The following is a 12,670-nucleotide window of genomic DNA, read 5'->3' as shown; positions in this document are numbered from 1 at the left end:
AGGGCGATGACCGCTGATTCCTCCTCCGAGCGGCGCTTCGAACGCGCCCTGGCCAGCCTGCGCGGGCTGGCCGTGGGAGACGCCCTGGGCTCCCAGTTCTTCGTACCCGCCAACTATCCGTTGCTGAAGCGGCGCGAGCTGCCGCCCGAGCCCTGGCAGTGGACCGACGACACGGAGATGGCCTGCTCGGTGCTGGCCGTCCTCGCCGGGCACGGCCGCGTCGACCAGGACGCCCTCGCCCTGTCGTTCGCCCGCCACCACGACTTCGACCGGGGCTACGGGCCCGCGGTCAACCGCATGCTGCGGCTGATCCGGGAGGGCGGCGACTGGCGGGAACTGGCCGCCGGCCTGTTCAAGGGGCAGGGCTCCTGGGGCAACGGCGCCGCCATGCGCATCGCCCCGCTCGGCGCCTGGTACGCCGACGATCCGGAGCAGGCGACGCACCAGGCCGAGATCTCCTCGTACACCACCCATCAGCACCGCGAGGCGGTCGTGGGCTGCATGGCGGTCGCGGCCGCCGCCGCCCTGGCGGCCAATCCGGCGGGGCCGCCCAAGCCGGAGGACCTGCTCGACGGCGTCGTCGCGCTGGTGCCGCGCAGCGCGGTGGGTGCCGGACTGCGCCGCGCCCGCGACATGCTCGACTACGACGACGCGGTGACGGTCGCCGCGGTGCTCGGCAGCGGCCGGCGTACGAGCGCGCACGACACCGTGCCGTTCGCGCTGTGGTCCGCCGCCCGTGCCCTCGGCGACTTCGAGCGGGCCTTCTGGACCACCGCGCAGGTGGGCGGGGACGTCGACACGACATGCGCCATCGCCGGCGGCGTGGTGGCCGCGACGGCGGCCGGGGCACCGCCCGCCGCGTGGCTCGACCGCACGGAGGCCCTGCCCGCGTGGTTGCCCGCCGGGCCGGGCGGCCGCTGACCACGAGGGCGACGTCGACGAGGGCGACGACGACACGGCGGCGTGCGGGCCGTTCGGCACCAGTGTCACGGTCCTGCCACAGCGCGGAGGCCGACCGGGATCAGGGCCCTTTCCCGGCTACCCTTTCGGCCACGCCGCCGCTTTGATCATGACAAGTGCGCGCTGACCAGACGCCGGGGCCGTACGGCACTGCCGCTCCGAGGTGTGCGGGCCCCGGTCGGGAGGGGGTCCCGTGCCAGACACGCCGTCCGAAACACCTTCGCCACCGCCGGCGCCGCAATCGCCGTCGCCGTCGTCCCAGGGGTCGCCGGGACCGACGGGGGCCGGGTCGCCGTCGCCCGCGCGGCAGCCGCAGGGGGAGCCTCAGCCGTCCGGGGACCCTCAGCCGCCCGAGCGGGCACCGGACGGCTCGGGATCACCGAAGGACCCGCGTCCGTCGGAGGCCCAGGCCGCCTCGGCGACCCCCATCGCCTCACCGCCCTCCGGGGCCTCGGCGAGTCCGGCGGCTCCGGCGGCTCCGGTCCCGGCGGCCACACCGGCCCCGGCCTCACCGGCGGCCACACCGGGCCCGGCTTCACCGGCCACCGGGCCCGGCCCGGCCTCCACGCCCACCGCACCGACCGCGCCAGACACCCCTACCGCACCGGCCGCACCAGGCACGCGCGCCCCGGCGACCACAGCGCCCGCGAAAGCCACGACGCCTTCGGCAGCCACCTCCGCCCCCACGGCGACCACCGCCGACGCCCGCGCGCGTGCGGGAGCCGCGTCCGGGCCCGCACCCGCCCCCGTACCCGGGTGGCCGGCCACGGCGCAGCCGGGGTACCGACCCCCCACGCCGCCACCGATCGACATCTGGCTGACGCGCATACGCCCCCGCCCACCCGGCCCCGTACCGGCCGCCGTCCTCTGGTCGGCCCTGGCCACCGCGGTCCTCAGCGCACTCCTGCTCGGTGACGGAGTCGGCGTCAACCTGCTGCTGGTCGCCCTGCCGGCGAGTCTCACGGCCTACTTCGCCGCGGTGGCGGCGGGGCGCCGGGTCCGGCCCTGGACCCTGGTCTGGGGGCTCGGCGGCCTTGCCCTGCTCGCCGTACCCGCCCTGCGCGACGCCGGCTGGCCCACCTTCCTCGCCGTCGTCTCCGCCCTGGGGCTCGGCTCGCTCGCCCTGCACGGGAGCCGCAAGTGGCGGGGCATCCTCTTCAGCCCCTTCGGCCTGTTCGACTCGATCGTGCCCGGCCTGCTCTGGGCATGGCGCGGGCTGCGGGAGCGGGCCGGTGGCGCTCCGGGGCGCCTGGGACCCATGGTGCGTACGATCGCGGTGGCCGTGGGCCTGCTGGTCGTTTTCGGCGCGCTCTTCGCGGGCGCCGACGCCGCCTTCGCCGACCTGCTCGGCTCGCTCGTCCCGGACGTGCCGGTCACCGAGGGCCCCTGGCGCTTCCTGTTGTTCGTCCTCGGGTTGCTGGGTGCCCTCGCCGCCGCCCGTGCGGCCGCCGCACCGCTGCGGTGGGACCGTCTGGAGGCCCGGCCGGGGCGTCCGCGCGCCCGCCTGGAGTGGGCGCTTCCGCTCATCGTGCTGGACCTGCTCTTCGCGGCCTTCAACGCCGTGCAGCTGACCGTGCTGTTCGGCGGGTACGAGAAGGTGCTGAGCCAGACCGGGCTCACCTACGCCGAGTACGCGCGCCAGGGTTTCTGGCAACTCCTCTGTGCCACCCTGCTCACCATCGCCGTCATCGGCCTGGCCCTGCGCTGGGCTCCCCGAGGCGGCGCCCGCGACCGCACGCTGGTCCGTTCGGTGCTGGGCGTCCTCTGCCTGCTCACGCTGGTGGTGGTGGCGTCCGCGCTGCGGCGGATGGACCTGTACGTCGACGCGTACGGCCTCACGCGGCTGCGGGTCTCGGTGGCCGCCATGGAGCTGTGGCTCGGTGTCGTCCTCGTACTGATCATGGTGGCCGGTGTCATGGGTGTACGCCGGTCACAGCTCCCGCGTGCCGTCGCCGCGAGCGCGGCGGCCGGTGTCCTCGCCTTCGGGCTGGCGTCGCCGGACGGTCTCGTCGCGGAGCGGAACGTGCAGCGCTACGAGACGACCGGCAAGATCGACATCAGCTATCTGGACGGCCTGTCGGCCGACGCCGTGCCCGCCCTCGACCGGCTTCCCGAGCCCCTGCGGTCGTGCGCCCTCCGCATCATCGCGGGCGACCTGTTCGAGGACAGGCCGCCCTGGTACGCGGTCGGCCTGGCCGAGGCGCGCGCCCGCGAGATCCTCGACCGGCGTGCCGTGTCCTACACGGGCTACGCCTGCACGCCGGAGCGCGACCCGTACGGCGACGGGGCCGACGAGTACGACCGCCACGACTACTAGCGGCCACCGAGGTCCGTCCCCGTCCGGTACGGGGGCGGACCGCCAAGCCGACCGTGGCCGTGCGCACTTCGCTCCGAGGCGAGGTGAAACCGGGCGAGGCGGGACGTGGCCGGGAACCGGGTCACGGCGGCGTGCGACGACCTCCGTCCGGTGCCTCCGGATATGCGGTGCCGTGTGCTTCCCACCCTGCCTTCGTGCACTTTTGAGGCATTCGCGAATGCGACTGGCCGACGACGACCCGGCGCCTCCTAAACCCGGTTCGGCTTGCCCCGAGAGGTCGTATGCCTGGCAGTCGGCTCGACTGTGCGGTCTTTACGGTGAGGTCATGGATCATCGGCGCGGCGTCGACTCGGTGGACGCTTTCCTTCCGCTATGTGCATCAGCGAAGGGTGCGATGGTGGGGTTCGAGGAGCGCCCGTCGTGGCGGGGATTCCGCTCCCGTCGTCGGGAGAAGGTGCTCGCCGCACCGTCGGCCGGTCACCGGCCGGTCACCGGCCGCTCCTCGGCGGGCCGCGGCGCGGGAGGAACGCAATCCGGGTATCGCGGGCGGGGTCGGGCGGCGTAACCTGTCTGGCGCCATGCCGTACGAACCACCCACCCACACTGTCGAGCGCTCGCTCAGGGCGACCACCGGCGCCAGGATCATCGCCGGAGTCGACGAGGTCGGACGCGGAGCGTGGGCCGGTCCCGTCACGGTCTGCGCCGCCGTCACCGGACTCCGCCGGCCACCCGCCGGACTGACCGATTCCAAGCTCATCGGCCCCAAGCGCCGGGCCGAACTGGCCCAGGAGCTGGAGAAGTGGGTCACGTCGCACGCTCTCGGGCACGCCTCTCCGGAGGAGATCGACGAGCTGGGGATGACCGCCGCGCTGCGGCTGGCCGCCGTACGGGCGCTGGACGCCCTCCCCGTGCGCCCCGACGCGGTGATCCTGGACGGCAAGCACGACTACCTGGGCCGTCCCTGGCAGGTCCGTACCGTGATCAAGGGCGACCAGTCCTGTGTCGCGGTCGCCGCCGCCTCGGTGATCGCCAAGGTGCGCCGGGACGCGATGATGGCCGAACTGGAGTCGCAATCCGCCGAGTGCGCCGTCTTCGGGTTCGGCGACAACGCCGGGTACCCGTCGCCCGTGCACAAGGCGGCGCTCCGGGAGTGGGGCCCGACGCCCCACCACCGGTTGAGCTGGTCGTACCTCGACGCGCTGCCCCAGTGGCGGCACCTCAAGAAAGTCCGCGTCTCCGCGGAGGCGGCCGCACTGGAAAGCGGGGGCCAACTCGGCTTCGATTTCTGAACATCCGGCGTCGTCCCGCCGCACAACAGACCACAGATGGGCGTCGCGTACGGGCATTTTCCGTACGCATCGCATGTATGTGCCACCCGCTGGTGCCACTCGCACCGGTGTTTGATAGACATCCCGTTATGCCTCTCATCCCCGAGGAGCCTCAGATTCACGAGAGTGCCCAGGGTCACCGCGCCGCTCCGGCCGCCGGCCGCCCCGCGCCGACCCCCCGACCCGTACCCGGTCCGCGTAACGCGGCCTCACCGCGTCCCGGCCGTCCGGGCCCCGGACCGGCCAGGCCCACGCCTCCGGCGTCGCCGCGCCAGCACACCGGTGCGGCGCAGCCCCCGACCCCACAGCCGGAGAATCGTTCCGCGCCGAGGCCCCCGTCGTCGGCCCAGCCACAGATCCAGCTGATCCCCGCCCCCGTGGACGGCGCGCTCGACGCCGCCGAAGAGGCGGTCGACCTGCTGCTCGAGACCGGCCGGGCGCCGGGCGACATCCTGGTCCTGACCACCGGCGACCAGCACCCGTGGGCGGCCCACGAGCTGTCCTTCGGCGACGCGGCCTACTGGGCCCAGCACGACGCCCGCGACGACGTGTTCTTCGCGGACGCGGCCGCCGTGGAGCGCGCGTCGGCCCGGCCGGTGGTGGTCGTCGCGGTCAACGGCGGCGACGACACGCTGGCCCGCGTCCTCCCGGCGGCCATGACCCGGGCGAGCGCGCTGCTGATCGTGTGCGGTGACCCGCAGCGGATCAACCAGGTGCTCGGCGCCGGCGTCTGAGCCGTACCGGGTAGCGGTACGCACGGTCGGTGCGCGGGGCCCGTGCCCACGGGCCCCGCGCACCGACCGTGCGGCGCCGCACCCGGGCGCCCCCTGCGCGCCTGCCGCGACCCCGCCTCCCCCGCACCCCGCCCCGTGCCTGACGTCGCGTCATGTCCGGGCCGGGGCGCGCGCGGGAGGCGGTTCGCGTGATGACCCCCGGACGGACCGGGTCGGCCGAACCGGCGGTGCGCGGGCTGACCGCGTGCATCCGCTCGGCGAGGACCCGGTCTGCTTTTGGGGATCTCGGCGATCTTCGCGAGCGCGTCCCGCTCCGGACCGCCGGACGTCGGCCGCAGGGATCCTGCCGGCCGCCGCTGCCGACCCCGGCCCGGTGCACCCCTGTCGCCGCGTCCGGCCCGGCGTCACCGTGACCGGCCGCGGTGCGGCGCAGCGGCCCCGGCGCCGGTCACGGCCGGTCCGGCGGGCCCTGGCGCGGTAGCCGGCCCCGGCGTGTCAGCGGGCCGCGGTGCGACGCAAGGGTTCCGCCGCGCCGCTCGCGGTGCGCGGGGCCGGCAGTATCTCGTCCGCCGAGGCGTCGGCCAGGTCGCCGGGAGGCGACGCCAGGTGCGGGCGCCGCCCGCCGCGGCCCTCGCCCAGCACCTGCCAGCCGCCGCGGGTCAGCGTGATGTACGCCCCGCAGCGCAGCCCGTGCAGGGTGCAGGCGTCCCGCAGCCCCCACATCCAGGCGCCGTCCTCCTCCGTCCACCGCTCGTCCCCGTCACGGCAGTACAGCAGGACGGCGGTGCGTACCGGGGTGCGGCGCCGCAGGTCGTGCGGGATGACCCTGCGGAGGTGCGCCAGCAGCGCGTTGCGGAACTCCCAGCCGTCCGCGGGCACGGCGCGGCGCGTGAAGGAGGCGCTGGCGGCCAGCCGGTCCTCGTGGTCGAGGACGGCGACGACAGCCGTGGTGGGCGTCGGACGGTGGCGGGTGTGAAGGCCGCTGACGACCTCGCGCGGATTGCGCAGCAGCGGGATGCCGGCCGCTGCCCACTCGGCGGGTTCGAGCATGCGGGCCAGGCGGCTGGCGGGGTCGGCGGGCGTGCTGATCGAGGTGGCTGCGGACGAAGCGAATCCGAAGGTCACGGTCCTCCCTTCGCATACGCGCCCACAGTGCGGGCAGGGTCGAGTGAGGGGCGCACCGGCACAGCCCTTCCGGACCGCGAACGGGCCGTGCGGGGAGCGGATTCCAATTCTTGCTGGCGGAACGGGCAAGCGGCAACGAGCAATTGACGCCGCTGCCTGGTATGGGTTGGTATGACACTCATATCCTTCCCCATCGACCCGGGGATGACTCGTCCTGTCATCCCTGAACGGCGAGGACCAGCGGAAACACGCCCTCCGCCCCGGCTCGTCGCAGCAGCCGTGCGGCGACGGCGAGCGTCCAGCCGCTGTCCGAGAGGTCGTCCACCAGCAGTACGGGACCGCCGGCCGAGGCCAACTCCTCGGCGAGCGCGGGCGGAACGGCCAGAACCCGGTGCAGGCCCAGGACCCGCTGCGCGCTGTTGGTCCGGGAGATGCGGGCGTCCGCGGCCTCCGGCACGTACTCGACGGAGCCCAGCAGCGGCATTCTGCCCACCTCGGCGATCCGCCGCCCCAGCGAGCCCACCAGCCGGGGCCTGCTGTGCGAGGCGACCGTGACGACCCCCGCCGGGCGGGGCGGCGCGTCCGGGGCCCCGGACGCCCAACCGCCGGGCCCCTTGGCCCAGTCGGCCAGAACGCGCACCACGGCGTCCACCACGTCGTCCGGCACGGGGCCGTCCGGGGCCCCCGGCGCCAGCATCGGCCGCAGCCGGTTGCCCCAGCCGATGTCGGAGAGCCGTCCCAGCGCACGCCCCGGCCAGGACTGCTCTCCGGCGGGGATCCGGCCCTTGAGGTCCACCCCGGCGGCCGGCAGCCCGGTCGGCCATATCTTGCGCGGTTCGACCTCCACACCGGGACGGCCCAGCTCACCGCGCGCGGCGTCCAGAGCCGCGGCCGACACCTTCGCGTCGAACCGGGGCCCCGCGCAGTTGTCGCAGCGTCCGCACGGTGCCGCCTCCTCGTCGTCCAGCTGCCGCCGGAGGAACTCCATACGGCACGTGGTCGCCGACGCGTATTCACGCATCGCCTGCTGCTCGGCTTCCCGCTGCCGCGCCACCCACGCGTACCGCTCGGAGTCGTACGACCAGGGCTGCCCGGTGGCGGTCCAGCCGCCCTTCACCCGGCGCACCGCACCGTCCACGTCGAGGACCTTGAGCATCGTCTCCAGGCGGGTGCGGCGCAGTTCGACCAGCGGCTCCAGGGCGGGCAGGGACAGCGGCCGGTCGGAGTGCGCCAGGACGTCGATGGTGCGGCGCACCTGCTCCTCCGGAGGGAAGGCCACCGAGGCGAAGTACTGCCAGATCGCCTCGTCCTCCTTGCCCGGCAGGAGCAGCACCTCCGCGTGCTCCACCCCGCGCCCCGCGCGGCCCACCTGCTGGTAGTAGGCGATGGGGGAGGAGGGGGAACCCAGGTGCACGACGAAGCCGAGGTCCGGCTTGTCGAAGCCCATGCCGAGCGCCGAGGTGGCCACCAGCGCCTTGACCCGGTTGGCCAGCAGGTCCTCCTCGGCCTGCTGACGGTCCGCGTTCTCGGTGCGGCCGGTGTACGAGGCCACGGTGTGGCCGCACTGGCGCAGATGAGCGGTGACCTCCTCGGCGGCGGCCACCGTGAGCGTGTAGATGATCCCCGAGCCGGGAAGCTCGCCGAGGTGGTCGGCCAGCCAGGCCAGGCGGTGGGCCGCGTCCGGCAGCCGGAGCACCCCGAGGCTCAGGCTCTCCCGGTCCAGCGGGCCGCGCAGGACCAGCGCGTCCGTGCCCGCCCCCGTGCCCAGCTGGTCCGCGACGTCCGCGGTCACCCGGGCGTTGGCCGTGGCGGTGGTGGCCAGCACGGGAACCCCGGGCGGCAGCTCGGCGAGCATGGTGCGCAGCCGCCGGTAGTCCGGCCGGAAGTCGTGACCCCAGTCGGAGATGCAGTGCGCCTCGTCGACCACCAGCAGGCCGGTGGCCGCGGCGAGCCGGGGCAGGACCTGGTCGCGGAAGTCCGGGTTGTTGAGCCGTTCAGGACTCACGAGCAGCACGTCCACCGTGCCGTCGGTCACCTCCTGCTGGATGGTCTCCCACTCCTCGCTGTTCGACGAGTTGATCGTCCGGGCCCGGATGCCGGCCCGCGCCGCAGCCTCCACCTGGTTGCGCATGAGCGCCAGCAGCGGCGAGACGATCACCGTCGGACCGCTGCCCCGCTCGCGCAGCAGCGAGGTCGCCACGAAGTACACGGCCGACTTGCCCCAGCCGGTGCGCTGCACGACCAGCGCCCGCCGCTTCTCGGCGACCAGCGCCTCGATCGCACGCCACTGGTCCTCCCGCAGCCGCGCCGTACCGCTGCCGTCCCCGACGAGACGGGCGAGCACGGCGTCGGCGGCTGCGCGAAGGGTGCTGGTTCCTGCGTTGCTCGTGTGCTCCATGCCTCCATGCAACAGCACGGGTCCGACAACCGGCCAACCAGCGGCCGGGTGGCGGTTCCGCACACTCGCGCCGGGTCCCGTATACCAGCCGGCGGCTCCCGCCGCGAGTGGGCGAGCGTGCCTGTGGACGACGCCGGACGCCGCCGCTCCACGGTTATCCACAGGGGTCGACGGCCGGCGTCGTCCGCGGGACCGTCGTGGCCATGAGCAAGCACCGCGACACCACCGGACCCACCGACGACCAGCAGCAGATCACCCTGCGCGGCCCCGCCGAACTGGCGGACGCGCTGCCGTACATGATGGGTTACCACCCGACCGACTCGATCGTGATGGTCGCGCTCCACGGCGACCGCGGCCGCTTCGGCGGCCGGCTGAGGCTCGGTATCCCGCGCTCGCCGCGGGAGTGGCCGCCCGTCGCCGAGCAGCTCGCCGAGTGCCTGGTCGAGGGCTGCGAGCGGCGCGGCGCGCGGCCCGACGGCATCGTCGTCTTCCTGTGCCAGGACCCGGCGGAGGGCGAGACCGGCCGGGGGGTCATGGAGCGACTGCGTCCGCTCGCCCAGCGCCTGCGGACGGCCTGCGGCACGCTCGATGTGCCGGTGTACGAAGCGCTCTGCGTCTCCGACGGCCGCTTCTGGTCCTACTGCTGTCCCGACAGCCGCTGCTGCCCGCCGGAGGGCAATCCGCTGGCCCTGGCCGGTACGTCGGTGATGGCCGCAGCAGCCGCGTACGCCGGGATCCAGGTGCGCGGTTCGCTGCGGGACATGGAGGAGCGGCTGCGGCCATGGCCGTCGGAGGGGCCGGGAGCGGCCGACCAACTGCGGGCACTCGACCGCGCAGGCGCCTCCCTGGTGCCCCGGATCCTCGACGCGGCCGGACGGGGGACCGTGCGCGGCGAGACGATCCGGCTGGCGGAGCAGCTCGTGCGGCGGCTGGCGGAGGCCCCGCGGATCATGGAACCGGCACGGGCCGATGTCCAGGACGACGCGCTGATCAGCCATGACGAGGCAGCCGCGGTCGTTCTCGGGTTGCAGGACCGGGAGACCCGGGACCGGGCGGCGGAGTGGATGGAGGGCCCCGAGGCGGCTCCCGCCCTGCGCCTCTGGCGCGCACTGGCCCGCCGATGCGTGGGGGCCTACGCCGAGCACTCCGCCGCGCCGCTGACGCTCGCCGGCTGGGTCTCCTGGTCGACCGGTGACGAGCCCGGTGCCCGGGTGGCGCTGGGTCTCGCGCTGGAGGCCGACCCCGAGTACGTGTTCGCCCGGCTGCTGCACCAGGCGTGCAACGAGGGACTGGACCCGGAGTCGCTCCGCCGCTGCCTCCGGGACGAACGCGACGCGCGGGCCGCCGCCGGCGCTCGGGCGGGGTCCCGGGGGCGGGGGGTGCCCGGCGCGCGTCCGACGGGCCGCCGCACGCGGCGCCGGACGGCGCGGTCGGCCACCGGGAGGGGCGCCTCGGCCTTCCGGCCCGGCTCTGCCGGGCCGGAAGGCGCCGTGGCCCGCGCCCGTACCGGCGCGGCCCGTCGGAGCGGAGGGCGCGGCAGCAGGAGCGGACGGTGACGGCCGTGACCATGACGCGGGTGACGCCGTTCCCCTCAGTGGCGGAGTCGCCCGACCCGTGCCGTCGTACCTCCAGCGGCTGTCCGGAGCGCACAGAAGGCTCAGCACACCACCCATGGACCTCACCGTCTCCTCCAGGCCCACCGCCCCGCCGTTCCGACGGCCGACGGGCGCGGGACCGGCGCCCCCGGCTCCCGGGGGCACCGGGGAACTCCCGACCGCACACGACGCCCTCGTCTGCGTCGCCCTGCCCTCCTTCGCCGTCTCCGCGCGACACGGCCAGCTCACCGGCCAAGGACTCGAAGGCGTCTACCACGCGGGCCGCCGAGTCCTCTCCCGCTGCCACCTGCGGGTGGCGGGGCGGGACCCGGTCACCGTGCAGGGCCGGCTCCTCTCCGCCGGCCGCGCCCGGTTCCTCGCGGTGGTCCGCACTCCGGACGACCCCGGCCCCGACCCGGGCGTCACCGTCGAACGCCTCCGGGACGCGGACGGAAGCGAACGGATCACCTTCCGCAGCTCGCTGGGGCGCACCCTCCGGCTGCCCGTCGAGATCTCCCTGGGCGGCGACCTCGCCGACCTGGCCGCCGTCGCGTCCGGCCGGACCCCGCCCGAACCGCGCGCCACGGTGTACGACTCGGGCCTGCGCTGGTCGGCGCCCGACGGTGGGCACGCGACCGTCACCGCCGACCCGCCGCCCAAGGACACCCTGGCCTCCACCGGGCTCCTGCGCTGGGAGCTGGAGCTCCGCCCCGGTGCCGCCCGCACCATCGCCATCGACGTGCGGGTCCTCGCCGCCCGTACCGCCCGCCCCGCCGGCCGGACCCACGGGCGCACCCTCAGCGAGGCCCGCGCCGAAGGTGACGATCCGCGCGTCGACAGGCTCCTGCGCACGGGCCTCGACGATCTTCGGGCCCTGCTGGTCCGCGATCCCGCCCATCCCACCGACCTCCACGCGGCGGCAGGCGTGCCGTGGCGCTGCGGTCCGGCCCCCGCGGAGGCGCTGTGGGCCGCCCGGATGGCCCTCCCGCTCGGGACCCGGCTCGCCGCCGGCACACTGCGCACCCTCGCCCGCGCCATGCTCCCCGGCCCCGGTCCGGCCGCCGGCCGCATCCCCGGGCCGCTGCGCGACACCGGCCCCCACCTGCCGCCCAGCTGCACGGGCACCGAGGCGACACTCGCCTTCCCCGTGGTGCTGGCCGAGGCCCGGCGCTGGGGCCTGCCCGAGCAGGACCTGGCGGAACTGCTCCCCGCCGCCGAGCGGTGCCTCCACTGGCTGCGCGCCGCCGCCGGAGAGGGCGGCCTGCTGCGCGAACCCGGCCCCGCCGGGCTCCAGCGCGCCGAGACGCAGGCCCACGCCCACCGGGCCGCCGTCCTCGGCGCCGACCTCCTGGAGGCGTGCGGGCGCCCCGGAGCGGACCACTGGCGCGACTGGGCCCGCGCCCTGCGGGAGGTGTTCCGGGAGCGGTTCTGGGTCGACGACCACACCGGTGGCCGTCCCGCCGCCGCCCGCACACCCGCCGGCCGCCCGTTGCCCTACCTGGGTGGGGGTGCCGCGCACCTCCTGGACACCGGCCTCCTGGGCGGCGGCCGGTTCGCCGACGGCCTGCTCGACGCAGTGCAGACCGAGCAGCTGGCCCGGCTGCTCGGAAGCCCCGCCATGGACACCGGCTGGGGTCTGCGCAGCCTCGGTGCCAGGGAACCGGCGCACAACCCGTTCGGGCACCGCTCGGGGGCGGTCCGGGTCCACGAGACGGCCGTCGCCGTCGCCGGCCTCGCCGCCGCGGGCTACGAAAGGGAGGCGACGTCCCTGCTGTGCGGTCTGTTCGACGCCGCCGAGGCGTTCGACCACCGGCTGCCCGAGATGTACGCGGGCGACCAGCGGACGACCGGCAGCGAGCCCGTCCCCCACCCCGCCGCCTGCCGCCCCGCCGCCGTGGCGTCGGCCGCCGGTATCCATCTGCTCACCACCGTGGCGGGGGTCCGCCCCGACGTTCCGGCGCACACGGTGGCGCTGCACCCCATGCGCGGTGCCCCGCTGGGAGAGGTCCGGCTGGCCGGACTGTGCGTGGCGGGGGCCCCCTTCGCCGTACGGGTCAGCAGGCTGGGGCTGGGCATGGTCGAGGAGGCCGCCGCCGGTCTTCAGCTGGGCGTGTGACCCGGTGCGCGCCGCACGGGCGGGACCCGGGCCGGGGCCTGCCGGCACCGAGCGGGACGTCACCGCGGAGGACGCCGGAGGAGGTGTTTATCGTCAG

8 protein-coding genes are annotated in these 12,670 nt (G+C 75.4%); 6 read left to right on the top strand and 2 right to left on the bottom strand.

Features of this window, described 5'->3' with window-relative positions; genetic code table 11:
- The first annotated feature begins 6 nt into the window (after positions 1-6).
- The 4 genes from IE109_RS25885 to IE109_RS25870 all read left to right on the top strand — a co-directional run bounded on the left by IE109_RS25885 (position 7) and on the right by IE109_RS25870 (position 5,339).
- Entirely contained in the window at positions 7-921 is a 915-nt protein-coding gene (locus IE109_RS25885; protein WP_189553744.1) for an ADP-ribosylglycohydrolase family protein, read from the top strand.
- A gap of 466 nt (positions 922-1,387) precedes the next feature.
- The gene (locus IE109_RS25880) at positions 1,388-3,277 is read left to right on the top strand and encodes a DUF4153 domain-containing protein (protein ID WP_189553802.1); all 1,890 of its coding nucleotides are present in this window, start codon (positions 1,388-1,390) and stop codon (positions 3,275-3,277) included.
- A gap of 578 nt (positions 3,278-3,855) precedes the next feature.
- On the top strand, positions 3,856-4,566 hold the full coding sequence (rnhB, locus tag IE109_RS25875) for a ribonuclease HII (protein WP_189553743.1): 711 nt from the start codon (positions 3,856-3,858) through the stop codon (positions 4,564-4,566).
- A gap of 128 nt (positions 4,567-4,694) precedes the next feature.
- On the top strand, positions 4,695-5,339 hold the full coding sequence (locus tag IE109_RS25870; protein ID WP_189553742.1) for a hypothetical protein: 645 nt from the start codon (positions 4,695-4,697) through the stop codon (positions 5,337-5,339).
- 495 nt (positions 5,340-5,834) lie between these two features.
- Here IE109_RS25870 and IE109_RS25865 read toward each other — a convergent pair whose 3' ends face one another.
- Entirely contained in the window at positions 5,835-6,464 is a 630-nt protein-coding gene (locus IE109_RS25865) for a hypothetical protein (protein WP_189553741.1), read from the bottom strand.
- Positions 6,465-6,681: 217 nt separating this feature from the next.
- Positions 6,682-8,862: a RecQ family ATP-dependent DNA helicase gene (locus IE109_RS25860; protein ID WP_189553740.1), complete on the bottom strand. Its 2,181-nt coding sequence runs from the start codon at positions 8,860-8,862 to the stop codon at positions 6,682-6,684.
- Between the two features lie 203 nt (positions 8,863-9,065).
- Between IE109_RS25860 and IE109_RS25855 the strand changes: the two genes are divergently transcribed.
- Entirely contained in the window at positions 9,066-10,418 is a 1,353-nt protein-coding gene (locus tag IE109_RS25855; RefSeq protein WP_189553739.1) for a DUF4192 domain-containing protein, read from the top strand.
- 115 nt (positions 10,419-10,533) lie between these two features.
- Entirely contained in the window at positions 10,534-12,573 is a 2,040-nt protein-coding gene (locus IE109_RS25850; protein ID WP_189553738.1) for a glycogen debranching N-terminal domain-containing protein, read from the top strand.
- Positions 12,574-12,670: the final 97 nt, after the last annotated feature.

Source organism: Streptomyces lavendofoliae, from assembly GCF_014649735.1.
In the GTDB taxonomy this organism is placed as follows: domain Bacteria; phylum Actinomycetota; class Actinomycetes; order Streptomycetales; family Streptomycetaceae; genus Streptomyces; species Streptomyces lavendofoliae.
This window is presented reverse-complemented; position numbering and strand designations above follow the sequence as displayed.

Excerpts from the sequence above, each read along its gene's own strand:
- IE109_RS25855 (WP_189553739.1), top strand. The coding sequence starts at position 9,066 with ATGAGCAAGCACCGCGACACCACCGGACCCACCGACGACCAGCAGCAG.
- IE109_RS25885 (WP_189553744.1), top strand. The coding sequence starts at position 7 with ATGACCGCTGATTCCTCCTCCGAGCGGCGCTTCGAACGCGCCCTGGCC.
- rnhB (WP_189553743.1), top strand. The coding sequence starts at position 3,856 with ATGCCGTACGAACCACCCACCCACACTGTCGAGCGCTCGCTCAGGGCG.
- IE109_RS25860 (WP_189553740.1), bottom strand. The coding sequence starts at position 8,862 with ATGGAGCACACGAGCAACGCAGGAACCAGCACCCTTCGCGCAGCCGCC.
- IE109_RS25870 (WP_189553742.1), top strand. The coding sequence starts at position 4,695 with ATGCCTCTCATCCCCGAGGAGCCTCAGATTCACGAGAGTGCCCAGGGT.
- IE109_RS25850 (WP_189553738.1), top strand. The coding sequence starts at position 10,534 with ATGGACCTCACCGTCTCCTCCAGGCCCACCGCCCCGCCGTTCCGACGG.